Below are 24,944 nucleotides of genomic sequence, written 5' to 3'. Positions count from 1 at the left end.
CGAAAGACGAAAGATTAAATTTGGCGCTCAATCTATCGTCTATCGTCTATCGTCTATCGTCTAAAAAGGAAACTACAATGCGCGTACTCGTTCTTAATTGCGGCAGCTCCTCGGTCAAGTTCGCCGTTATCGACACCCAGACCAAACAGTCCATCTCCAGCGGCCTCGTCGAAAATATCGGCGTGAACGGCCACGTGAAGGCAAAGGGCCCCGAAGGCAACATCGATTTCAATTTCGACTGCCCCACGCACGCCGAAGCCGTTGCCGAAGTGCAGAAGTTCCTCGCCGAACAGAAGCTCACCGACACCATCGAAGCCATCGGCCACCGCGTGGTGCACGGCGGCAAGTACGTCAAGAGCGAAAAGGTGACGCAAGAAGTCATCGACTACATCCGCAGCATCACGCTGTTCGCCCCGCTGCACGAACCCGCACACGCCACCGGCATGGAATGCGCCACCAAGTTCTTCCCGGGCCTCCCGCAGGTCGCCGTGTTCGACACCGCCTTCCACCAGACCATGCCGCGCAAGGCCTACCTCTACGGCATCCCCTACAAGTTCTACGAAGAAGACAAGATTCGCCGCTACGGTGCACACGGTACAAGCCATCGCTTCGTGACCGGCGAAGCCGCCAAGATCTTGGGCAAAAAACCGGAAGACTGCTGCTTCATTACCGCTCACCTCGGTAACGGTTCCAGCTGCTCCGCCATTTTGAACGGCCAGTGCGTTGACACCACCATGGGCTTCACCCCGCTCGAGGGCCTCATCATGGGCACCCGCTCCGGCTCCCTTGACCCGGCCATCCTCTTCTTCATCAGCAAAAAATACGGCTACGATATCGACCGTCTTGACAAGCTCGTGAACAAGGAATCGGGCCTGCTCGGCCTCTCCGGACTTTCTAACGACATGCGCACTCTGACGCAGGCCGCAAGCGAAGGCCATGTGGGCGCACAGATTGCCCTCGAAACCTTCGCCTACAGGCTCACCCGCGAAATCGGCGGCATCGCCATGGCACTCCCGCGCATCGACGCGCTCGTGTTTACCGGCGGTATCGGCGAGAACAGCAAGCTTGTCCGCAAGATGGCGATGGACAACCTCAAAATTCTCGGCTACCAGATCGACGAAGCCCGCAACGAAAAGAACGGCAAGGAATCCGGCCACATCATTAGCAAGGACGGCACCCCGACCGCGATGGTCGTTGCGACGAACGAGGAACTCCTCATCGCGCTGGATACTGAAGCGCTCGTTAAATAGCAGTAACCGTGAGCAACAAGCCCCATGCGTTAAGCTGGGGCGGTTGCGAGAGTGAGCGCCAACCCTGCACTTGTTTTGCTGATTCTGGCGCGAACGGTCTGAAAAGGCCCCGCACATTCGCGGGGCTTTTCACATTTATAAAAGATCCCCGCCTGCGCGGGGATGACAAATGCAGGTTACTTGATAGTCCAGGTCTGCTTGTTGACCATCAGGATCTTGCGGCCCTGCACCTGAGCGGCGGCGTTACGCACCTGCGCTTCGCTCACCGGGAGCTTGGCCTTCCACATCACGCGGCCCTGCATGTCGAACATCATGGCCGAACCGCGGTTCGCAAGGATAGCGTTCTGCCAGCCCATCTTCGCCGGAGCGGCCACCTGCGCGATACCCGCGTTGGGGTCGAACATGAACACGAGCGACTTCGCGATAGATGCAGCGCCGCCTTCGTCGGTCGCCATCACCTTCACGATGTACTGCACGTGGTTCTGCAGGTACTGCGTCTCGTCCTTGAGCGTAATGATCAGGCTGTCGCCCTCGACCGTCGCATTCAGGAACCTGTCAACAGAGGTAACGGACATCACGAGCACGGAATCGTCCGGATCCTCGAACAGTTCGAACACGCCGAACGCCTTGCGCCAGCCTGCTGCAGGCACGGGAACGGTATCGGTCGCACCGCCGATGCGCATCGGCTTGTCGTTGATGCAGGACACCTTGACCGGGAGCTTGAACGTAGTCGAAGCCTTGAGGGAATCCGTCGCAATCACGTCGATAAACGATTCTCCGCAGGCATCCTTCACGGCATGGACCGTCATGGCAAACGAGGCATTCATGGTCACGGAAACGATGCTGTCGGGGCTGCTCACCGCGTAGGTCATCTTGGCGGTCGGGCCATCCGGGTCCTCGAACCAGGTCTTGACTTCGGTCGCCTTGAACGTGATGCCCGTCGCGAAATCTTCCTTCAGGGCGAGGAGCGCAGAGCCTACCGTATCCGCAGCGACAATGACCGGGGCCTTGTTCTTGTACGTGACATTCAGCACGACAGTCGCCGCCTCGGATTCCTGGCCCTCGGCATTCCTGATAACGTAGGTAAAGGAATCCTCGCCCTCATAGTCGCCCGCCTCGTAGGTGAACGCGCCCGTAGTATCGACGGTAACCGTACCGTGTTCCGCCTGGGTCGCAAGAATCGCCTTCAGTGCAGACTTGCCGTCGGGGTTCACGTCGTTAACGAGCAGGCCCTTTGCCGCCGGGATAAAGTTCAGGGAATCCTGCACCACTTCGAAGGTATCGGCAAACGCCTTCGGAAGGTCAGGCACTTCCGTGACCGTCACGGGGATATTAAAGCTCACGGTATCCTTGCCGTCAACCGCAAACAGCTGGATTACGTCGTCGCCGTTGGCATCGGGCACCGCAGTAACCGTTATCACGTGGTTGGCACCATACTTCTTGTATCGAAGGTCAACAACACCCTTCAAGCTCCTTGCATTGACGGGGAAATCCGAACCTTGCACATCCGGATCGGAGAACACAATATTTGCCCCCGGAATAATCAAATCGAAAGTGGGGAAATCCTCAACCACGGCAATGCCCTTTGCAAAGTTGGCTGCCGCCTCATCCACGATATCGCCAATGTAGATGGTCGAGTCGACTATGGTGACAGTTGCCGGGTCATCGACATTCTTCACCTTGATGGTGACCGTAGCAGGTTCACTTTCTGCACCGCCGTCATCGGTAATGGTGTAGGTAAACGTATCTATTCCGTGGAAATCAGCATTGGGAGTGTAAGTGAACACGCCCGTTATAAGCGAAGATACCGTCACTGTACCATTTTCCGGTTGGGTATATTTATACAACTTGAATCCATCATCATCGGCATCATAATCGTTATCCAGAAGTCCCACCGAAGTCTTCAGTTCTGAATCCTCGACCGCTTCGTAGGTATCGTTAACGGCAACGGGAGCGTTAGCGCGGTCAACCAGGGTAGCGGTAATGCTGTACGTAACGGAAGCGGCAGCATCGCTCGCGACGAAAGTAACCTTTGCCGTGGTACCTTCTGCCGGGTTCGGCACGCTACCGAGCATGGCGACATCACTCAGGGAGTAACTCTTTTTACCCGTGAGGTCAACGAGGCCCTCGCCAGCAGTCAACACGATGTTCAGATTGTCTTCATCTGCATCCTCGAAAATATCCTTGAAGGCGACCTTGAGCGTATCGCCTTCCAAGAGTTCAGCCACATCGTCCGCCTCGACGCCCGTCTTGAGGGTCGGGGCCGTGTTCACGCAGGATTTGCCGAAGGAGATTGCGGCAATATTGATGACATTCACGTTAGGGCCAGCATATTCGGTCTTGTAACTGAACTGCATACCTGTCTGCAACGAAAGGTCGAGAGCCTTCACGACAGTTTTTGTACCCCAATCTTCCTGAGCAAATTCGCTAAACGGGAAAAACACCGTCCCCATAACATCCTGCGCCTCAACGACAACGCCATTGAAATTGCCATCCTTAATGGATGACTGCTTGAGGTCCATACGGAAATTGGCAGCGGCGGTATAGGTAAGGCACACGCCCATATCCTTAAACGCACTCAAATCTTTTGCCGCGTCTTTTGCTGCCCAGCCGAAACCGGTACCAGCATAAGTCTGGACATTCTTCTTGATTACAGCAGTAAATTCCATCGCCTCCGTAGTCGTAGCGATTTCAGCCGTCGCCCCATGAGCGCTATCCGCATAGGTGTACCAGTTCCCGTACGGCGGGATTTCGCCCTTCGTGTACTTGCCGTCGACAAAGCTCATCACGGTCGTGACGCCAGCCATCGACATCCCGGTCAACGCAGCCAAAGCAAGCATAGAAAGTTTCATATTCATAACTCCTCCTCTCTTAAAAGGCCATGAGTAATATATGTAATATAAAAATAAACAATCCCCTCCGTTTTTGCAACAGCGAAACCCCGCTTTTGCAGCGATTTTTATAGACATATCGTCAATAATGTGCTACCCGCCGAGCAGGTCCAGCTCTTCGTAGCGTTCGTAGGCCTTTTCAAGCTCGGATTCGCGGTCCGCAATCTCTTTTTGTAGTTCCACGATGCGTTTTGCGTCGGTATAGACTTCCGGCTTGGCAAGTTCTGCCTGAAAACCGGCAATTTCGGCTTCCAGTTTCTCGATTTTATCGGGAAGTGCGGCATATTCGCGTTCCTCGTTGTAGGAACGCTTCTTCTTTTTTGCCAGATTTTGTGAAATTTGAGCATTTTGAGCGGATTGCAGGTTCGCGGAGGCGCCAGACCTTTGAGAATTCGCCCTTTCTTCAGCAATTCTTGCCGCATTTGCCGCTTCTTTTTCGCGAATCTTGCGGTTATTCTCGTAATCCGTGTACCCGCCGGTCGCCTCGAACACGTTTCCGCCCTCTTCTATGGCAAAGATGCCCGTAGCGAACGAGTCCAGGAAGGCACGGTCATGGCTCACGGCGATGACGGTGCCGTTGTATTCGGCGAGGAGGTCGGCCAGCAGGTCGAGCGTTTCCATGTCGAGGTCGTTGGTGGGCTCGTCGAGAACCAGCACGTTGCTCGGGTGGCTGAACAGGCAGGCGAGCATCAGGCGGGCGCGCTCGCCGCCACTCAGGGCACTGATGGGGCCGCGGGCGCGTTCGGCCGAAAAGAGGAAATCCTGCAGGTAACTCAGCACGTGGCGGCGCACGCCGTTCATCGTGATATACGCCTGGCCGTCCCCGATGTTTTCCACGAGGCTCTTGTCTTCGCGGAGGCGGGCCCGCATCTGGTCGAAGTACGCCACCTGCAGGTTGGACCCGAGCCGCACCTCGCCCGAATCGGGAGCGATTTCGCCCAAAATGAGCTTGAGGAGGGTCGTCTTGCCGGAACCGTTCGGGCCCACGATGCCTATGCGGTCGCCGCGAGAAACCTCGGTCGTAAAGTGCGATATGAGGGGGGCGCCCTCGTAGGCGAAACTCACGTCGGTGAGGCGCGCCACCATGCGGCCCGAGCGTTCGGCCTCGGTAATCTGCATGTTCACGTTGCCCGTGCGGGTGCGGCGGGCGGCGCGTTCCTCGCGCATGCGGATGAGTGCGCGCACGCGGCCCTCGTTGCGGGTGCGGCGTGCCTGGATTCCCTTGCGTATCCAGACTTCCTCTTCGGCAAGGCGCTTGTCAAAGAGCGCGTTCGCCTTCTCCTCTTCGGCGAGCGCCTGGTCCCTGAACTGCACGAACTTGTCGTACGGGAAGTCCCAGCCGCGCACACGGCCACGGTCGAGTTCAAAAATGCGGGTAGCCGTGCGCCGTACAAACGCGCGGTCGTGACTCACGAAGAGTACCGCGCACTCGAGGCGGGTCACGATGCCTTCCAGCCACTGGATGGCGGGAATGTCCAGGTGGTTCGTGGGTTCGTCGAGCAGCAACAGGTCCGGGTCGCTCGCGACTGCGCGGGCGAATAGCACGCGGCGCTTCTGCCCTCCGGACAAGCTATCGAACAGAGCTTCGGGCGCGATGCCCGTCTTTCCGAGAATCGCTTCCGCATGCGCGTTGCGAATCTCGGAGTCGACGCCGTTTAATTCAACCTCGTTTGCAGCCGCACCGTTTAATGAAGCGCCATTTAACGCGCGGGCTAGAGATGCGCCGGCTAAAGATGCGCCGCCCATCACCACGTCGCGCACCGTGCCTTCCATGTGGGCGGGGATTTCCTGCACCATGCGCGAAACCCGCAGGCCCGACTTCTTCACGATATCGCCGAAGTTGTACTCCATCTCGCCCGTCAATATCTTGAGCAGCGTGCTCTTGCCCTCGCCGTTACGGCCCACCAGGCAAATGCGGTCGCCCGCCTCGATATCGAACGAGACGTTATCTAAAAGCGGCGGGCCGCCAAAGCGGAGGGTAATATTCTGTGCGGAAAGGATGGGCATACCGCCCGCAATCTAGAAAAATATCGTTCTACCGAACATATATGCGACGGGTCTCATTACCTATTTTCAAAATATATAGTCCCCGAACTGGCAATTTCACTTTAACGGAGCCCCGAACAACGCCTCTAGATACAACCTGGCCGATGGAATTGAAAACAAGGTAAGGAGCCTCCCGTTCACTTGTCATGAGCAAGTCTCTCCCTAAAGCCCGAATTTCCAGACGAGACCTATCTCCCTTTCTAGAAACCGGCACCGCGCTGGTAATCTTACCATGCTCCACAGTAAAACTACCTTTAAGTTCCTGATATAACTCATAATCGTACAATCGCATTTTTACAAAGTATTTGCCATCATCCAGGGAATCCCCTCTTAAATTAACACTCTGCCGGTCAACATCATAATAGGCAATTTCGGTTGTATCTAGTGACCGACGTTCCGCTACAACAAGGGAACTGTCCTCAGAATAGACAGAATAGAATAAAGCTACCGGGTCTATATAGAAATAACATGTCGGACTATAGTCAGGATTCAGTTCCGGCCAATTTGCAGCAAGGTCGTTCCGTACACACTCTTCAATCGATATGGCGGTTGCATTTTTATTTTCGCTAAAATACCCCCCTGCCAAACCCGAATTCAAGTGCCTTGCAAGACCAGTACTACCAATTGGGCGAATCAGGGAACTATCAGATTCCATATAAATTAAAAAACTTTCTGGAACCCATTCATCTACTTTCCAGCGGTAATAAAACCTTCTTAAGTCATCTTCCGCCGATAGCGACATTTTTCTCTTATAGCTACGATTAGGAGAATCTACCAGTATCGGAGTTTCATTGTTCAGGTTACCATAGGCAGGAGGAATAACGATTATTGTCAAATCGCTTTTGGGGGAAGCTAGCTCGTAGTCTTCCTTGCCACACGAGGACTCGTTACGAACATCGGTAAAGTAAAATCCCCCGAGTATTCCTTCTCCGGCCAACAATAATCATCCGCTATATAGTAAATCGAATCTGACCCAAATATTTCGACAATCAACTTTATGTTTATAGCATCCTGCTCATGTCCCTTATCGGTAAAATTGCTCCCTATGGGGTAAGAACGCGCACTGTCCTTCGAGGAGTAAACAAAAATGGCATCCGGCAGACTATTCTTTTCCCATGAGTAACCAAACCAGCCGTTTTCGCCGACGTTTTCCATCTGGTGGGCAATACCATCACCATTTTCCACAAGAACCGGAGTTTCATTCAGCCAGTTCCGTGATGGCGGAACTTGAACAAAAAATGTCACTTGCTCCGCGATTGCCAGGGAAGTCAACATTAACAACAAAAGAAGCATCCTTATCATAGCCTTACCTCCTCATTGCATATGATGGCCATCGACACAAAATAAAAAAATTACCACACTGTCATTACAAAAGATGCCGCGCATTCCTGCACGGCACCTATCAAGGAATAAGTCTAGCCGTAATCTAGCGCCCCGCCTAGAATCCAGTGACGTTGAACGCCCTGGTCATAAGGCGCATACCCGAAGCACTTTCGACGACAGCGTGGACGCGGCCCGCACGAATTTGCGGCATGGCGCCACCCTGCGCACCGAGCACGCCGAGCAGGTTGCCCTGCATGTCGAACAGCCTGACCCGCGCACCGGCAGGCGCGCCGGCAACCGCGAGGAATTTGCCCGTAACATGCATCGCGATGCCCGAAGGAGTTTTTACGCCGCGCATAAAATCCGGTATGGAATCGTTCGTCGTCGTATCCTGCGCAGAAGTATCGGCAACCGTGGTGTCGGCAGAACTCGTGTCCGGAGGCGGCTCCTGCGACTTGAGAATCTCGAGCATCGTCTCGGCGTAGCGCTTGCCGAACGTCTCGTAGCCTTCGCGAGTGAAGTGCAGCGTGTAGCTCGCCTCCTTCAACGCGGGGCAGCCCTGCGCCGAAATCAGGTGGCCGTTCGGGATAAGGTCCGCCGCCTGCTTCACGGCATCGTTACGCCAGCCCAAATCGCCCGTGGGCGCAAGTTCGCCAATGAGTATCGGCGTCTTTTCCGGGTCGAGCTCCAGTTCGGCAATCAGGTCGTCGTAGACCTTCTTCACGCGGCTCGGCCAGTCGCTCATCTGGTAGTCCGCCTCTCCCTGGTGGAAAAGGAACCCCTTGATGACGCCCTTCTGCTTGGCAATCTTGCCCATCTCGACGATGCGCTTGTACACGTCGCCGCCGTATTCGTCCAGGTACTGGATCCACCAGGTATCGCCCTTGTTCTTCGCGTTCTGCACGTAGGCCTTGTTGCGGTCCTTGTCGAACAGGTCTATGCTCTGCCCGCCAATCGCGACGTTCGCCACCGCGACCTTGATGCTGTCCGGGAGGTTAGCGACCATGGTGCGCCCGAATATATCGGCGATGCCCACCTTGGACTGGCTGTGACCCATCGGGGGTGCCGCCGGGTAGAACTCGCCCACCTTCTGGTTCGAATGGTTCGCCGCGCGCAACACGAGGAATCGCGGGTCCTGAACGCGGTCCTTGTCGGTAATGGTCGCCTGCCCCGACATGTTGGATTGCCCGTAGGCCAGGTAAATATGGAGGTTCGGGTCTTGCGCAAGGCATGCCGTGGCAAGGAGCCACACCACGAAAAACATTGCCCGCACGGTTAATGTTACTTTATTCATATTCCTAGAATCCGGTATTAACGATAGCCTTTGTCATGAGACGCACGCCTGCAGCACTTTCGACAATGGCGAGGAGCCTCCCCTTTGCCTTCGGGAGGTCGCCGCCGGCCGCACCCAGCGTCGCCACCACGTTACCGCGCACGTCGTAGAGTTTCACGATTGCTCCGGCCGGAGCGCCATTCACCTCGATGCGGCCCGCCGTCACGTGCATGCCGATTTTCGGCAGAGCGATGCGCCCGTCACCACAGGACGTAATCGACGTATCGGTCACGGAGGTATCCACCTTAGAAGTATCAATCTTGGAGGTATCCGGGTTCGAAGCCACATACGGGATTTCCGGCGTCTCCCAGTCAATCCAGTCGGCATAGTTATCAATCTTGAAACCCTTGCCGTTCGTGGGCTTGACGTGGATATCGGTATTGGCGTTCTTGCCGCGCAGGAACTTGTCGACAAATGCTGTCACGGAATTGTTCTGGTTCGGCGCTGCCTGGCAATGCTCGTGGCCGCCGGTAAAGTCGAAACCGATACGGTCTTCGATGCCCATGGCCTTCCACACCTCGGTCGCTGCCATGATGGACTTGTAGCCCGATTCGTCGCCCAGCCATTCGTAGGGCGGGTTGCCAAGTGCAATCACTGCGCGCGGGGCGATCATGGCGATGAGTTCGTGATGGTCGTGCGGGAGCTTGTACGGGTCCTGGCTCTTGAGGCTCTGCATGAACCAGCTGTAGTTCGTGTTGTCAATTTTTTCGATGTTCGTGCCGCGGCTTGCGAAGTCTGCGGAAGTGCGCCACGAGTTGATGCCGCCGCCACCCGATTCCTGGGCAATGGTGAGCGTCACGCGTTCGTCGAAGGCGCCAGCGAAGAGCGCCATCTTGCCCGCATAGGAGCAGCCCGTGACCGCAATCTTGCTCATATCGAGGTGGTATTCATCGGCAATTTGCGCAAGACCGTCAATCAGGCGGCTCACGCCCCAAGACCATGCGGAATAGTCACCGTTCTGGTTCTTGTTGCCGTAGAACTTGTAGAAGCCCACGTTCGTGTCCTTCTGGCCGTTCATGGAATATTTCGCCACCTGGTCATGATTGAAGGGCACCTGCACAAAGCCGCTGAACAGGCTAGAGGAAAGCGAACCCGTGCCGCTGTTCATGCCGATGATAATCGGGTGCGGGCCGTTGCCAGAAGGAATGCTGAACTTCGACGTAATCGTCATCGTCTTGCCGCCTTCCTTGACAGTGACCGTGAGGGTGCCGCCGCTGTAGGTAGCGCTCACGTCGGATGGAATCGGCTTGTCGCCAATCTCGTACTTCTCGATATCCGCCTTGATCTCGTTACGGCGCTTGCTCCAGTCATCGAACTTGGTGACCTTCGTGCCGTCGTGGAATTCGAACGGGTTGGGAAGTTTCTTGTTGGATTTTAACTGGCCTGCCGTAGCTCCCAGGTCCTTGCCCCGGTTCTCGACATCGTAATTGAGCGGCGCCTGTGCAGCAACCGCAGTGCACAGCCCAAAGGTAAGGGCCGCATAAATGATACCTTTCATTCTTGCTCCTTTACCAACCATCCTGAACCAAACCCATCATAATATATATTCAAAAAAACGAAACCTCGCTTAGCGCGGGGCGCGTTCCATTTACAAAATGTAAACGGGGGAACAGGAAAAAAGAAATTGTCTTCAATTCTCCCCAATATTTATGTATATTTTTCTCCAAAATAGGGTTTTCTCTTATTCTCAGCTAGAAATCTCGACAGTTTCCAGATATAGAGGATAGGACGAACGCTCACGTCTGCGGCAAATCTCTTTGCCGTATCGTTTTTGTTGAAGGCGAATTTTATTTGTCTTTTAACTTTACGGCCTTTATGGGGCGTGAGTTGTTTGTGTTTATTTGTATCGGGCAGTCGAGAGCCTCTAGCTGATAAGCGCATTCAACTCCACGCCTTTTTGTTTTCAAACAGACTGGAATGATGCTGAACAAGAGTTAACTCAAATTAGAGTTTTACTCTTGTTCTTAGCTAGAAATCTCGACAATTTCAGGTACATAGAATAAGACAACAACTCGCAACACCCACTTTATCATGTGGGCGTAGTATGTCTAGCACATTCCATATGCGCTAGATATTGTGCATGTATGTTGTTCTTTTGAAAAGTCGCGGTTAAAGCTCCAACGAGAGTGGCTCGTTCACTCTTGATGCGGAGCAGAAATGACTAAAAAAAAGAGCAGCAAAAACACCAATGTAATCAAATTCATTGATTTATTTGCCGGCATCGGTGGCATTCGAGCTGGATTAGAATCAGCCATCCATGAATGTGGCTTTGCGTCAGAATGCGTTTTTACCTCAGAAATCAAGCCACACGCAATTTCAATACTAAAACAAAATCATCCTAATGAAAAAATCATTGGTGACATTACCAAAGTTGACGCCAAAGACATCCCCGATTTTGACATTTTATGTGCTGGTTTTCCTTGCCAAGCTTTCTCGGCCGCCGGAAAAAGAGAAGGCTTTGCTGACACACGAGGTACGCTCTTTTTTGACGTAGAACGGATTTTGAAAACAAAAAAACCAAAAGGCTTCATTCTTGAAAATGTTGAGGGCTTAGTCAATCACGATAAAGGCCGCACTCTTCAAGTAATTTTATCGCATTTAGAGGACATTGGATACAAGGTTTCATATAAAGTAATAAACTCTAAAAATTTCGGAGTTCCACAGGAACGCAAGCGAATTTATATTACTGGCACATTCTCAAAGAAAATTTCTTTAGATGATTTTCCTTTAGAAAGAAAAAAATTATCAGATATTCTAGAAAAAGGGAAACCCACTGAAGATAGTAAGTTTATTCGCCTGCTTTTATCAAAATTCCGTATAGACGAACTGTATGGAAAATCTATAAAAGACAAAAGAGGAGGAAAATCAAACATCCATAGTTGGGATTTAGAAATAAAGGGAAAAACAACCAAAGAGGAAAGAAAACTTCTTGACAAAATCCTAACCGAACGAAGGAAAAAGAAATGGGCAGAAATATACAACATTGACTGGATGGACGGAATGCCTTTAACAGAGGAAATGATTGCTAGTTTTTACCCTAGCAAAAAACTAACATCTCTTTTAAACGGCCTTGTAAAAAAAGGGTATATTGTTTACGAGCATCCTAAAAAGAAAATTGTAGAGAACGGAGTATCCTATAGAGAGTATGATACCAGTCTACCTAAAGGTTACAATATTGTTGCCGGCAAATTAAGTTTTGAAATCAACAAAATACTAGATCCAAATGATATAGCCCCAACCTTAGTAGCCATGGACATGCAAAAACTTTACGTTGTAGATGGCGGGGGACTTCGTAAATTTACATTACGCGAAGGTCTACGATTGTTCGGTTATCCAGAAAATTTCAAGTTTGATATTAATGAAAAAAACGGTTTCGATCTACTAGGCAACACTGTTGTTGTTCCCGTTATCAAAGCAGTTTGCAAGCGCCTTATTTCAAGCATTAGGTAATACAATGAGCAAAGCAAACGAAATATTTGACCAATTGAAAAATGACTTCGGATTCAATGGCGCATCCGGTTCAGTCCAGTTCTCATTAAAAGATTTCAACATAACTGTTGATCAAAATAATATTATTGGCAATATCTTGGAGGAATGGATAGCCAAATGGCTAGACAGCAAAGGCATTCCCAACATTCATAATCTAAAGCAGGAATCCCCTGACTTTTGGCTTAATCCAAATAATCTTTCCGAAGATTGGCTCGAAATTAAATCTTTTACGGGATCACCTAATTTTGATATTGCTGCCTTTAGAAGTTTTATAAACCTCATCATTGAAAAGCCATACAAGTTACAATCACAATATCTTCTTATCAAATATAAAATGGAAAACGGCGTCGTCACCATTGAAGATTTTTGGCTTAAAAAGGTTTGGGAAATCAGTTGTACAAGTAGTAAATTTCCTCTTAAGGTTCAATATAAAAATAAGACCATTGTCAACATTCGTCCCGCAACATGGTATTCTGAAAAAGCAGAATATCCTGTCTTCGAATGTCTAGAAGACTTTTTATCCGCTCTAGAACAAACAATATACAAATACCACGAAACAAATTATCTAGCAGAAACCTGGTCAGAAAAATTAGTTAGTAGTTACAACAAATTTTATGGGATAAGGCTTAATATCCCTAGATGGAATGATATAAAAATCAGGTACTTTAACGATTCTGACGTTCCCATATTAAAATGCAAAAAAGCCGCCGGCGGTTAAGCCGACAATTAAAAACATACTTTAGTAATTAATAAAGCATATGACCATCAAGTTCGGGAACTATAATATCGGTAACACGGGAAATGTTCTAATGTTCCCGCTTTATATGCTAGTGTTCTTGGACCAGCATCAACACAATCAAAATAACTATGCAGTAACCTTGAAAACAAGGTCTTAATTACTACATTATAATATGTGAGACGACTTGCCAAGACCATAGCCGCCGCGAGCATCCTGCTCGCCATGCCAGCATTCTCCGCTACGGATAGTGCGGCAGCTCCCGCAAGTTCCGCGACCATCCAGGCCGACACCGCCTCTGCCGACACTTCGCATTTCCAGTGGTGGAGTGCCGTGCCCGTGCTCGGGTACACCGAGGAGACGGAACTGCAGTACGGCGCGATGGTGAACTTCTTCATTCCCTCGTCGTTCAAGGGCGGCAACTCGCAGGAGATAGACATCGCCGCCTACGGTTCCACCCGCAAACAGTTCCAGTTCGCGGCCACGCCCTATTTTTACCTCGCGCACGACCGCATCTCGGGCTGGCTCGACTTCCGGTACCAGAACTGGGTGGGGCACTTTTTCGGGATAGGCAACGACGTCGACATCGACGACTACATCAGTTTTGACCGCGAGACCTTCTTCTTCATGGCGCTCGTGGAATCGAACCTAGGGCTTCCGCCTGCGCTCCAGTTCTTCCGCTACGGCATGGTGCTCGACATCAACCACAGCACGATGGAGTTCAGGGAATACGACGGCGAAATCGCGCTCCCCGCAAACCCGGACGGCTGGCGCACCGCCCTCGGGTACCACCTCACGGTAGACACGCGCGACAACCCCAACTGGGCGCGCCACGGCATGTACCTGCAGTGGGAACACCGGTTCTACAACGACGCGCTCGGCGATTTCAGCTTCACGTACCAGGAACTCGACCTGCGCACCTACGGCGAGACCATCTGGAACACCTCCATGGCGGTTGGCCTCATGTGGCAGCGCTCCGACGGCGACGTGCCCTTCGAGTACATGGCGGGCCCCGACGGCATCAAGCGTTTCCGCGGCGTGGAGACAAAGTACTTCCGCGACAACCAGGCGCTCATGATGCAGGTGGAACTCCGCAAGACATTGTTCTGGCGACTCGCCGGCGACATCTTCTTCGAAGGGGGCAAGGTCGGGCCGTACTTCAGCCAGCTGCTGCGCAATGAATGGCACCGTTCCGTCGGGTTCGGCGGCAAGTTCGCGCTCAACAAGAGCGAACGCCTTTACGCCCGCGCCGAGTTCTCGTGGGTGGATTTCAAGAGCCTCGGCATGACGTTCTACTTTAGAGAGGCGTTTTAAAGCACTTGTGCTCAACCATGCATTAACGCAAATAATGAATCCGTTCCTTAATCTTGAGAATTACTGGATAAGCATGCCGTTTAATCCGCACACCAGCAAGGCCGCTTTCAAGAACCTTCCCATTCATATCGAATATGATGTATTTCTCTCCCTGAAGGTCCTTAGGCACAACGACATCTCTGCCAACGAACAATAACCCACCAGCCCTGTTTTCCGCGAGACCCCGTATGGGTTCTGTTTCACAGGATTCTTCAATCCAAGTCAGTATCGTTTTGGGGTAGGTAAAGGGAGTCCAAGGACCACGTTCATAATAGAACTTGGAAATGTCATAAATCGAATCGCATTTACGGTCACAAAGTTCATCATCTTCGCGGTCCATCTCTTCTACAAGAGGCGCTATCAATGAATCCGCCTCTTCGTATGTTAGGCTCAATTTTTCGCACTGCTGCCAGTGCAGGAACTCGTCGCGGAATACTTCGCCTATGGTATGGGTCGCCTTGGTAGAGGTAAATATGTACAATTCATCAAAATTTGATCTATAAATATAAACATTAGAGTCCAGGAAACTGCGCTCCGTATGCTCCCGATTACTAGTCTCGTAATATTTGTGACAAGCATAACCATCTTCAAGCGTATATACAAGATCAAGCGGAACAACACTTGGAAAAAAATAATTTCGGTCACCCATATACCATATGGAATCATCCAAAAATTCAATTTTTGCTTCATCTTCAATTCTGCAGTATTCAGCAAAAGAAAAAGCAACTGCAATTAGACAAAATAAAATTATACGTTTCATTCATTTCCTCCTTTTATTACAAAATCAACCATAAGACCTGAAGCACTTACACGAGTAAAAGAAAACAAAAGAATAAGGATAAAAAAATACTTTTTCATATTCAACTTTATTTTAAATATACCCTCCCCCACCATCACTGTCAAGAAAAAATCGCTCTAGCAGGGGCGGTTCCATTCAAAATAACACTCGCCCGCGCCGAGTTCTCGTGGGTGGACTTCAAGAGCCTCGGCATGACGTTCTACTTTAGAGAAGCGTTTTAAAGCACTTGTGCTCAGCCATGCATTAACGCAAATAATGAATCCGTTCCTTTATGCGGAGGATTGCAGGGGCGGCAGGCGTTTTCAGGAGTGCGGGCAGGTTGCCGGACCGTATCTGGACTCCGTTCAGGTCGAATAGCACATAGGGCTTACCAACAAGGGACTTGTCCAGGACTTGAAAGCCTTCGGGAACCTTGCGGAACCGCGCCATAGGTGCAGACGCCACCAAGCGGGGCAGGGAAACAGATTCAACAGGAACTGTCCCATCGCAAATTCCGAGCGAACCTATTTTCGTAATCTTGAAGTCACCCGTGGTACTGTCAGGGCCCGTAAAAACAAATTTTAGCGACGATATCTTTTTTATGTATTCCGATGATTCCATTACCGGGCCCCAAAGTCTATTTGCCTTTGCCCAAGGAAAATCAACTGCAACTATAGATTCAGAAGCATCCACTTTAAACCAAAAATCCGCATCATTAATTGATTCATAACGTTCGTTCTCATAACCAATCTTTATCCTAAAGTCAGTGGACGAACTATATTCAACACACAAGCCATTCCATTGAGAAATATCAACTCCTTCTTGTTCTATACTCCAAATATTAAACCCAAGTCCTACATACGGATTACTGGTGTTATCTTTCTTTCGAAGGACAAAGGACCCTTGTATTCCTCCATATGATTGAATCAATGGACCATAGAAGTTCGCCATCTCATTTTCTTTTACATCAGATGGCCAAATAAATTGTGACAACCCACCACTATTTTCATCATTATAATCCCACCAATATCCGGATGTTTCGTCCGGCGAACCCGTTATCACACGTCCAAGAGTATCCTTAGACGCATCCCACAGGAATGCGGGTGCAACTACGCGATCTGCATAACAGATGGATAAAAAAAACAAAAGGATGAAAAGAAAAAAAAGCTTCATTATTCCCCCTTATTCAAATAGACAATATTTGACTCTCTTCTATCAGTAAATATACTCTTAGTAATGGAAGCTTGCAGAAACAGATTGTAAATTTTTCACATACTAAAGCCTCGGCATGACGTTCTACTTTAGAGAGGCTTTTTAAGACCGCTCGCGGCACTTTCCGGTGATTTAAATCACGGTGTAAAAAGGGCATTTTGAGCCTTTCTGTATACAGAAAAACGCGGACTCCCGGTGGAATCCGCGCTTTTTATTTTGAGATAGAATAGCTTGAAAGGCCTTAGTCCTTGATGCTCGTCCAGTCGAGCACGCCCTTCTTGTACAGGTAGATGTAGCCCGCTTCGAGGATGAACAGGAACCCGAGGAGCACGAACAGGAGTTCCCAGCCGCCCGCGAGGAACTGCACCGTCCACGGGTAGAGGAACGCCACTTCCAGGTCAAAAACGAGGAAAAGCATGGCTACCATGTAGTATTTGACGGGGTAGCGCTCGTTCGCCGTGCCCGAAACGTGGGCAAGGCCGCACTCGTAGGCGGAACCCTTGATGAGGACGTTCTTCACCTTGCCCGGGTGCAGGAACCAGTTGGCAAGGAGCAGTATGGACGGGATGCAAACCGCCATGATGACCAGGATGGTCATGGCGAACGTGGTGTCGAAAATTTCAACATTGCTCATAGTGACGAAAAATATAGTAAAAAACTTTTTTCTGTTAACTCCCCGAATTGTAAAGTATATTTGGAGCATGAAACGAATCATTTTAAAAATGGGCGTTTTGGGTGTGTTTTGTTTAGTTGCTGGCTGTTCCGACGACGGGAGCACCAGTCCGTTACAGCCAGTCGCCGATAACGAAACGGAGTCCTCCTCCGACAAGGCAGTCGACAACAGTTCCTCCGGCACTGCACCGAGCAGCGCTTCCTCGACGAACTCGAGCGCAAGCAAGGAAGGCGATTCCCAGGATACGTCCGTAGTCCACCAGCAGGTGGTGATTACCGATTCCGGCACCGTCGAGGGCAGCACCTATATCAGTAGCGGAGTGTTCTGCTGGACCGAAGGCTGCGAGGCCAAGTACGCGTCCTCCTCCTCGGCTGCTCCCCAGTCCAGCGAAGGCAAGATTGTGATTACCGAATCCTCCTCGTCCGCGGCACCCCCTCCGGTCGTGGAAGGGAACACGCTGAAGGATAACCGCAACGGCAAGAGCTACAAGCTGCAGAACGCCGCGGGCAAGCTCTGGATGGCGGAAAACCTGAACTTCGAAACAGCCAACAGTTTCTGCTCTACCGAGGGTGGCGAAGACTACTGCGCCAAGTACGGGCGCTACTACACCTACGCCGCAGCCCAGCGAGCCTGTCCCGAAGGCTGGCGCCTCCCGACAGCCGCCGAAGTAACCGCACTCGATAGCGAAGTTCCGCACGAGTGGTGGAGCGTGGGCGGAAGATTCAAGGTTGCCGACGGCAAGGTTACGGAGTACGGCCTGGAAAACGAACAGGGCTACATCTGGATCCAGGCCGAGGGTGAGAACAACTCCTTCCGCGTCAAGAACTACAACGATAGCGACCTTCACGAGCTACAAAAAAGCGACGGTAACGAACGCGCCTACAACGTGCGTTGCGTGCAGAACTAAAAGATCCTCGCCTGGGCGAGGATGACGAATGCAAGGGTCCGCGAAGGATTCAGATCTGTTTTTAATGTCCCGCGAGACTCTCGCGGGATTTTTTTGCCTGCGGGCGGTTATTCGCCTGAACTAGAAGGCGGTTCTATAAACTTGGCACAATACTCTGCAACCTGCTCGCGGACGCTGTTCCCGCGCACCTTCCCCAGCAGGTCCACGATATCCTCGAGCGGCGCGGCCATGAACGCCTCCGCACTCTTGTAGCGGGAAAGGATTTTCACGCGGGTTTCGTGACCCACGCCGGGCATCTTGAGCCATTCCACTTCCAAATCCTTCTTGCGCTTGCTCCGCTGGTACGTGATGGCGAAGCGGTGCGCCTCGTCGCGGGCGTTCTGCAGGAGTTTCAACGCGGGGCTCGTGCGGTGCAGCACGATGCTCTTCCGGTCGTCGGGGAACACGATTTCTTCGAGGCGCTTCGCAAGTCCGATGAGCGGCAGGTCCTTGTCGTGCCCGAGCTCCTTCAGAATCTGCATGGTAGCATCCACCTGGCCCTTACCGCCGTCGCATACCCACAGGTCGGGCATGGGCGTGCCTTCTTCTTCCAGCCGGCGGATGCGTCGCGTCATCACCTCGCGCATGCTCGCGAAGTCATCCACGCCCGTGACCGTCTTGATGATGAACTTGCGGTAGTTCGCCTTGTCGGGCTTGCCGTTCTTGAAGGCGACGAGACTTGCCACCGTGTTCGTGCCCGAGAGGTGCGAAATGTCCACGCACTCGATACGGAAGGGGGTCTTCTTGAGGCCTAGAACCTTCTGCAGTTCAAAGACGCTCTGGTCGATTTCGCTATACTTCTGCACCTCCGCGCGCATCTCCACCAGAATCATGTCGGCATTCGCGCCCGCAAGCTTCAGGAACCCGAGTTTCTCGCCACGTTGCGGGTTCGTGATTGCCACCTTGTGGCCCGCCTTCTCGGCAAGGGCCTGCGCGAGCGGTTCCGTATCCGGCGAGTCTCCGGCAATGCCGCCCTCGTCGCCCACCCCGAGGGGAACGTCGGTCGCGATTTCGCCCGGGATAAACTCCACGTCCATGTACCACTGCAAAAGCATCTGCCGGAAAATCTCGGTCTCGTCCTCTTCCAGCTTGCATTCCAGGCGGTAGTGGCGGCGCCCGCAGAGCACGCCGTTCCTGTACTCGAATATCACCGCGGCCGCCATCGTGCCGTTCCGGCGCAGGCTCAGCACGTCCATGCACAGGCGCGCATCCGTCACGTCCGTCTTCTGGTGCACGCCCGTAGCCTTCAGGGCCTGGATGGCATCGCGCTTCTTCATCGCGGCCTCGAAATCCAGCCGGTCGCTCGCCTCCTGCATTTCCCGTTCCCACTGGGCAATCAGGTCGTCGCGCTTCCCGTTCAAGAGCATCTGCGTCTGGAGCACCGCCTGGTGGTACTCCTCCCGCGTCACGAGCCCCGCGCACGGGGCGCCACACCGCCCTATGTGGTAGTTGAGGCAGGGCCTCGCGGGCTTTGCCAGCGGGAGCTTCAGCTTGCACTCGCGAATCTTGAACAGGCGGGCGGCAATGTCCTGCAGCTGGCCTATCATGCGGGAATTCATGTAGGGCCCGTAGTACTGGCAGCCGTCCTTACGCACCGCACGCGAAAGGAAGAGCCTCGGGAACGGCTCGTTCACCGAGAACGCGAGGTAGGGGAAATGCTTGTCGTCCTTCAGCAGCACGTTGTACTTGGGCGTGTGCTTGCGGATGAGGTTCGCCTCCAGGATTAGCGCCTCGGACTCGCTCTCGGTAATAATCCACTCGATGTCGCGTATATAGGGCAGCATGAGCGTCGCGGCCCGGTGGCCGTTATGCTCGCTCCCGTCAAAGTAGCTCCGCACGCGGTTCTTGAGCACCTTCGCCTTGCCGATGTAGATAATCTTCCCCTGGGCGTTACGCATGATGTAGACGCCCGGCAACGCGGGGAGTTCGGCAAGCCTGCGCTCGATATGTTCGCTAACGGGAATCACTGACCTACAAGGTAAAATTTATTCCGCCCCGACATTTCTCGCTTTTCATAAAATTTTCATTTTATTCCCCTAATATTCATAGCAATAAACGCTCCCACCCCGAAATAAACGATGTAGTTTAACGTTTGGAAGGCGTCGGCCAAGGATGGGGAGGGTGCAGGGAGGGGCCCGTGCGGCCTTCGCAACTCCGAGCTGGGGCCCCTCCCGCATAACTTTTATACCAAAAAAACACGTCTTTCCAAGACATCTTTTTTTATGATTTTTTCGTATCTTTACAAAAAAATTTTATATATCTTTTGATAGGTGATTCACACCCCCTGATCACGGAGCAATAAATGAACCTAGAGAACATCAATCTCCTCTCGCAAAAGGTCGATGGCGTCCTCACAACCGTACGCAACCTGCGGCAAGAAAACGCCACCCTGAAGCAGACCCTGGCAACCAAAGAGGCCGAAATGCAGGACAGGAACCTGGTCCTCGAGAGCCTCAACAACGAAATAAACGACTGCAAGGCGGCACTCCAGGCCCGCGCCAACCAGGCCGCCGCACAGGACGAGGCGATAAACCAGAAACAGGGCGAGATTGACGGGCTCCGTGGCGAACTCGACAGCGCGAACGCCAAGATTACCGACCTGCAGAACATGCTCGACCAGACGAACGGCAACCTGCAGAACGCGAACGAGAAGATTTCATGGCTCGACGCCGGCATCAACGAGAGGGACGAGAAGCTGAACGCCCTCCAGAACGACTGCATGGCATCCAAGGCGAACGAGAGCATCCTGAACCAGAAAATCGAGGAACTGAACCGCATCATCGCGGAGAAGGACAACCTGATTGCCGAACGGGACAACACCATCGCCGAGAAGGACAACGCGATTGACGTGCTCAACACCGAGAAGGCGAGCCTGAACGAGACCATCCAGGCGCAGGGCGAAGAAATCCGCGAGGCGCAGGAACGCTTCAAGCAGATGGTATCGACCATCGAGAACGAACTCGGGACCGAGATTCCCGTGGACGTGGCATTCAACGAGCAGCCCGCCGCGCAGCCCGAACCGGAAGAGGCAGCACAGCCAGAACCGGCCGCCCCCGAGCAGGTCGCGGAACCCGCGGCAGAAGAAGTTGCTCAGCCCGAACCTGAACCGGTCGCAGAACCCGAACAGGTTGCGGAGCCCGAATCGCATATCGTTCCCGCAGAAGATGAAGAAGATATTATAGAAGTACACCCCGCAAATGAGAAGGAACCGGACCTTTTCGCGAGCGCAGGAGGCTCGCAACCCGGTTTTTTCGGCTAAAATGGCTGATGGATGACGATCCATTCGGCGTAGGAATGAAATAATGGTAGAAGTCAATACACACAGGTCCGTAACCGTAAACGTCGGAAGCGAACGGCTGACGATAAAGACCGACCTTCCCGACGGGGATATCAAGGAAATCGTTGACTATATCGACGAACGGTATAGCAGTTACGAGCGTTACAACCTCGAAACCGGCAAGCGCATGGCACTGCTCGCTCTCGAAATGTGCGAGCAGCTGTTCGCGCACCGCAAGATGCTCCACGAGATAAAGGTCGAACGCGACGAACTGAACAACGCCATGAAGGAAATGTCCGCACTCCTCGAAGAAGGGCAGGAAGTCAGCAGTTATTAGTCTTTTTACAATTTCATGACAAACAAAATGCAAAATATGGCTATTAGCCTATTGCATCTGCCCCTAAATTAAGGTATATTAAAAACATAGGCATCGCACGGATTAACGCCCGATCTAACAAGATATAAACAGCTCGTGGCTCTTGTGGTCTAGTTTAGGCGCGCATCGACGTGAAAAACGAAGCACCAAGGCACTGCTATCTTTCAGAAATAGTAGTTTCGAGTGTTCCACCGTGGCGGATGCCTTTTTTTGTACCCAGAATCAGCATGAACTGGGCCGGGACGTACACCCACCATACAAAGTTGTTCGCAATTTCCGCAACTGCCGAGAGGGCGCTGTGGTCTTCGCCCGTAAGGAGTGCGAGGCCCACGAGGACATCCCCGAAGAAGAACGTGACCATGCCCCAGCGGATGAGCTGCGCGTTTGCCGCCGGGAAGTAGCTGTTGCGCGGGGCAAGGATACCCACGATTAGCGACGTGATGACAAAGATGCCATAAACGACGACGATTACCGCCGTAATGTTGTCAAGCGTAGGCTCGATGACATTGCCGCCGAAAAGTGCAGCCGAAAAACCCGCCACCGGTATCAGCAGGAACTTGTGCACCTTCCCGGGCTTGTCGTCAGTTTCCGACTTGCGCGTATGTCTGTGGATGAGTACCACCTGGAACATGATGAAGAACGCAATCCCGAGGATGTTGCTGAGCGCACGCTCGTCCGGCGCAAAGAACTTGACCATGCTGAAACTGAAATCGGCGAGGAACGAGAAGACAAAGGCCATGCGGAGCGTCTTTGCATCGAGCTTGGAAAACGAGTCGCGCGAAACGAGGAACGCCATCACCGTAAGGAGGCATGACATCGAGAACTTGGTGAGCAGCTGGAGCGAGCCCGCATCGACAAGGCACTGGTTCACTGCGCCACACCTGTAAAAATCAAGCCAGTCCTTGCCCGTAGTGACGGCAAGTAGAATCGCAATCAGCCCGAATACAACCCTTTGCGCAGTGTTCTCCAAAAACATGCGCTAAAGTATAGTAATTAGTCATTAGTCATTAGTCATTGGTTGTTAGTTATTAGTTACTAGAAGATGCGGGAAGGCAAGTGTTTGTCGCGGGCAACGGGGTTGCCGTTGCCTGCATATACCGCTATTCCACGCGGACTTTGCGCACGGACTTGCCGGCACGCAGCAGGTAAACGCCCGCATTCAGCGCGCGTACCCTCTCCTCGCGCATATTGCCAATGAAATGCCCCTGCACGTCAAAGACCTGCACCGTGGCGCCGGCACCGAGCAACGGGCATGCAGGCGCCCCGCCCGCAAGGCCGCGCAATCCGATTGCAGTCGTGGAATCGTGCGACGACGTGTCCGTAACGCTGGTGTCGTTCACGCTCGTATCCGGTTCCACGAAGGGGTGCGCCGGGTCGTCCACCACCACCTTGAACGTCACGGAGCCCTCGCAGCCCGAGGCGTTCGTGTGGACCGCCTTGTAGTAGCCGCTCATGGTGCCGTCCATCTTGCCGATGTGGATTTCGCGGTTCGTGGAGGTAAAGCCCTTCGGGCCGCTCCATACCCAGCGACCGCCTTCCCACGGGTGCGGGCCAATCGAAAGCGAATCGCCCTTGGAAAGCGAGATTTCGGTTGCGGTGGACCAGCCCTCGTTATTGTTGATTTTCGAATACGGGATGATGGAATCCGGCTTGCATGCGCCACCTTCGGCGCCTTCGATTACCATCGTGGTAATCGTGTTGGACTTCGCGGTCATCGAAAGCGCCTTGCCCGAAATCACGATACCGGATTGCTTGGTGAGGCTGCCCGGCAGTTCGAACCGCACCACCTTCGCGCTCGTGCCAATCTTCACGAATTCACCCAAATCAAATTCATACTTCACGTCGCTTGAGCCGCTGTTGCGCACGATAAGCACCAGCGCTCCCTCGGGCGTGAGTGCCGCGAGCGTGTTGCCGTTGTCGCTATCGATAATGCGCGAACCCGGACGGATGTAGCGGCTGAATGCGGCATGCATGTAGTAGCGCGCGTTCGGGCTGAAAGTCTGCTTGCTGTGGTTCAGCGCGAGGCTCCTCCAGTTCTCGGCCGGGTCGCCAATCTGCCAATCCACCCAGGCGCTCGCCTTCATGTCGCGCAGGTCTGCCAAAATCACGCCCGCCATCCAGAGCGCAATGTTCTCGTCGCCGCTCTTGTGAAGCGGGCCCGTCTCGGACTGCCAAACCTTCTTGTCTTTCGCGAACGCCGCATTGAAAAGCTTTGCGCGGTTGTCGCCGCCGGAATAGCTGTGCGTGTTCACCTGGAACATGTAAGAAAGCGCTTCGCCGCTGTACTTGTTGAACTGGTTCAAGGCATCGCCGATGTTCGTCTCGTCGGCAGCACTCACCGAAGTCTCGGGGAACAGGCCCTTCTTCTGAAGCGCCTTGCCGAGTTCCACAATCATCTTCGTCTGGTTGTTCTTGAAGCCGCAACCTTCCTGCCCGCCGTTGGACTTCCACCAGCCAGCACTCGGCTCGTTGAACGGTTCCACCGTGCGGAACGTGATTCCCCATTCCTTCTTGAAGTGCAGCGCCACTTCGGAGAGGTAGTCCGCGAAGTCGTCGAAATAGTCTTCCTTGAGGTTGTCGCTACCGTCGCTACTGCCCGAAACGCAGCCACTCTTGGTCATCCACCACGGGGGCGAATTGCTGAACGCCTCGAAAATCGGGCTCTTCACGCGCTTGGAAAGTTCAATCGCAATCGTGCGCTGGTACGGGTCGGCCGTCCAGTCGAAATCGCCCTTTTCCGTGGGCTTATAGCCGGGAACGTTCGCGCCGCCGTCGCCCTTCGTGAGGTGATTATGGCCCGGCTGGTCGCCGCCGCCAATATTGTAGCGGAAAATCGTATAACCGAGACCCGTATCGGGGTCGGCAATCGCACCCAGAAGCTTGCTGCGGTTCGCCTCGCTCCAGGCGCCCGCCTTTACGGCCCACCAGCAGAGGCTCGTGCCCCAGCCCTCGAAAACCTGGTATTTTTTCCCGGGGTCGACAACGACCTTAGTTTGTGCATGTGCGGGAGAAACGATACCCGCGAGGCCCGCGACAAACGCCGCCATCGCCAGAGCCGCACCGGATACTCCAAAATTCCTTTTTTTCATAAACCAATCCCTTTCTTGCGCCATGTTATTTTACATGGCCTGATTATAAATATACCCTAACAACTGGGGATTGTCAAATGTGGACTTTTTCGGGGGAAAATTTTTTTCAAGTCCTATTTGACATTTTATGCCATTCTGGCGATACTATATTTGAAGCGATAAAGAACTCCGG

Annotated in this window: 19 protein-coding genes; 7 read left to right on the top strand and 12 right to left on the bottom strand. The window is 52.8% G+C overall.

Going from position 1 to position 24,944, the window contains the following annotated elements; genetic code table 11:
• Window positions 1-77: 77 nt before the first annotated feature.
• A complete protein-coding gene (locus BUB22_RS09070; protein ID WP_073114857.1) occupies window positions 78-1,250 on the top strand; it encodes an acetate/propionate family kinase in 1,173 nt (390 codons plus the stop codon).
• Window positions 1,251-1,426: 176 nt separating this feature from the next.
• On the opposite strand, the gene BUB22_RS09065 is transcribed toward BUB22_RS09070, so the two are convergent.
• From BUB22_RS09065 to BUB22_RS09040, 6 genes are all read right to left on the bottom strand, one after another.
• Window positions 1,427-4,108 (bottom strand): tandem-95 repeat protein, encoded by a 2,682-nt coding sequence (locus tag BUB22_RS09065; protein WP_073114856.1) that lies wholly within the window; start codon window positions 4,106-4,108, stop codon window positions 1,427-1,429.
• A 126-nt stretch (window positions 4,109-4,234) separates the two neighbouring features.
• The gene (locus BUB22_RS09060) at window positions 4,235-6,148 is read right to left on the bottom strand and encodes an ATP-binding cassette domain-containing protein (protein WP_073114855.1); all 1,914 of its coding nucleotides are present in this window, start codon (window positions 6,146-6,148) and stop codon (window positions 4,235-4,237) included.
• A 28-nt stretch (window positions 6,149-6,176) separates the two neighbouring features.
• Window positions 6,177-7,022, bottom strand: coding sequence for a hypothetical protein (locus tag BUB22_RS09055; RefSeq protein WP_139258903.1), 846 nt, complete (start codon window positions 7,020-7,022; stop codon window positions 6,177-6,179).
• Window positions 7,023-7,039: 17 nt separating this feature from the next.
• Window positions 7,040-7,489, bottom strand: a complete 450-nt coding sequence (locus BUB22_RS09050; protein ID WP_073114853.1) for a hypothetical protein — start codon at window positions 7,487-7,489, stop codon at window positions 7,040-7,042.
• Window positions 7,490-7,625: 136 nt separating this feature from the next.
• Complete coding sequence (locus BUB22_RS09045) at window positions 7,626-8,804, bottom strand: sialate O-acetylesterase (RefSeq protein WP_254794698.1); 1,179 nt, start codon at window positions 8,802-8,804, stop codon at window positions 7,626-7,628.
• Between the two features lie 4 nt (window positions 8,805-8,808).
• Window positions 8,809-10,341: a glucuronyl esterase domain-containing protein gene (locus BUB22_RS09040; RefSeq protein ID WP_073114852.1), complete on the bottom strand. Its 1,533-nt coding sequence runs from the start codon at window positions 10,339-10,341 to the stop codon at window positions 8,809-8,811.
• A gap of 659 nt (window positions 10,342-11,000) precedes the next feature.
• On the opposite strand from BUB22_RS09040, the gene dcm reads away from it, so the two are divergent.
• The 3 genes from dcm to BUB22_RS09020 all read left to right on the top strand — a co-directional run bounded on the left by dcm (window position 11,001) and on the right by BUB22_RS09020 (window position 14,382).
• Window positions 11,001-12,293: a DNA (cytosine-5-)-methyltransferase gene (dcm, locus tag BUB22_RS09030; RefSeq protein WP_073114850.1), complete on the top strand. Its 1,293-nt coding sequence runs from the start codon at window positions 11,001-11,003 to the stop codon at window positions 12,291-12,293.
• Window positions 12,294-12,297: 4 nt separating this feature from the next.
• The gene (locus BUB22_RS09025) at window positions 12,298-13,050 is read left to right on the top strand and encodes an NgoBV family restriction endonuclease (RefSeq protein ID WP_072811698.1); all 753 of its coding nucleotides are present in this window, start codon (window positions 12,298-12,300) and stop codon (window positions 13,048-13,050) included.
• A 195-nt stretch (window positions 13,051-13,245) separates the two neighbouring features.
• The gene (locus BUB22_RS09020; protein ID WP_254794697.1) at window positions 13,246-14,382 is read left to right on the top strand and encodes a BamA/TamA family outer membrane protein; all 1,137 of its coding nucleotides are present in this window, start codon (window positions 13,246-13,248) and stop codon (window positions 14,380-14,382) included.
• A 22-nt stretch (window positions 14,383-14,404) separates the two neighbouring features.
• On the opposite strand, the gene BUB22_RS09015 is transcribed toward BUB22_RS09020, so the two are convergent.
• The 3 genes from BUB22_RS09015 to BUB22_RS09005 form a co-directional block, all read right to left on the bottom strand.
• On the bottom strand, window positions 14,405-15,181 hold the full coding sequence (locus BUB22_RS09015) for a hypothetical protein (RefSeq protein ID WP_073114848.1): 777 nt from the start codon (window positions 15,179-15,181) through the stop codon (window positions 14,405-14,407).
• A gap of 282 nt (window positions 15,182-15,463) precedes the next feature.
• A complete protein-coding gene (locus BUB22_RS09010; RefSeq protein ID WP_073114847.1) occupies window positions 15,464-16,372 on the bottom strand; it encodes a hypothetical protein in 909 nt (302 codons plus the stop codon).
• Between the two features lie 280 nt (window positions 16,373-16,652).
• Window positions 16,653-17,045: an NADH-quinone oxidoreductase subunit A gene (locus tag BUB22_RS09005; protein WP_072811696.1), complete on the bottom strand. Its 393-nt coding sequence runs from the start codon at window positions 17,043-17,045 to the stop codon at window positions 16,653-16,655.
• A gap of 67 nt (window positions 17,046-17,112) precedes the next feature.
• On the opposite strand from BUB22_RS09005, the gene BUB22_RS09000 reads away from it, so the two are divergent.
• Window positions 17,113-17,991: an FISUMP domain-containing protein gene (locus tag BUB22_RS09000; protein WP_175547273.1), complete on the top strand. Its 879-nt coding sequence runs from the start codon at window positions 17,113-17,115 to the stop codon at window positions 17,989-17,991.
• A gap of 107 nt (window positions 17,992-18,098) precedes the next feature.
• Here BUB22_RS09000 and uvrC read toward each other — a convergent pair whose 3' ends face one another.
• Window positions 18,099-19,997 (bottom strand): excinuclease ABC subunit UvrC, encoded by a 1,899-nt coding sequence (gene uvrC / locus BUB22_RS08995; RefSeq protein ID WP_073114845.1) that lies wholly within the window; start codon window positions 19,995-19,997, stop codon window positions 18,099-18,101.
• A gap of 335 nt (window positions 19,998-20,332) precedes the next feature.
• On the opposite strand from uvrC, the gene BUB22_RS08990 reads away from it, so the two are divergent.
• Together BUB22_RS08990 and zapA are read left to right on the top strand one after the other, a co-directional pair.
• Window positions 20,333-21,289 (top strand): hypothetical protein, encoded by a 957-nt coding sequence (locus BUB22_RS08990; RefSeq protein WP_073114844.1) that lies wholly within the window; start codon window positions 20,333-20,335, stop codon window positions 21,287-21,289.
• 43 nt (window positions 21,290-21,332) lie between these two features.
• Window positions 21,333-21,644 (top strand): cell division protein ZapA, encoded by a 312-nt coding sequence (gene zapA, locus BUB22_RS08985; RefSeq protein WP_072811689.1) that lies wholly within the window; start codon window positions 21,333-21,335, stop codon window positions 21,642-21,644.
• A gap of 196 nt (window positions 21,645-21,840) precedes the next feature.
• Here the strand turns inward: zapA and BUB22_RS08980 are convergent, their stop codons facing one another.
• Complete coding sequence (locus tag BUB22_RS08980; RefSeq protein WP_073114843.1) at window positions 21,841-22,659, bottom strand: hypothetical protein; 819 nt, start codon at window positions 22,657-22,659, stop codon at window positions 21,841-21,843.
• 124 nt (window positions 22,660-22,783) lie between these two features.
• Window positions 22,784-24,772, bottom strand: a complete 1,989-nt coding sequence (locus BUB22_RS08975) for a glycoside hydrolase family 30 protein (RefSeq protein WP_254794696.1) — start codon at window positions 24,770-24,772, stop codon at window positions 22,784-22,786.
• Window positions 24,773-24,944 lie beyond the last annotated feature (172 nt).

This window comes from Fibrobacter sp. UWCM, from assembly GCF_900129735.1.
In the GTDB taxonomy this organism is placed as follows: Bacteria; Fibrobacterota; Fibrobacteria; order Fibrobacterales; family Fibrobacteraceae; genus Fibrobacter.
The sequence above is the reverse complement of the archived record's forward strand: the minus strand, read 5'-3'. Positions and strand labels throughout refer to the sequence as shown.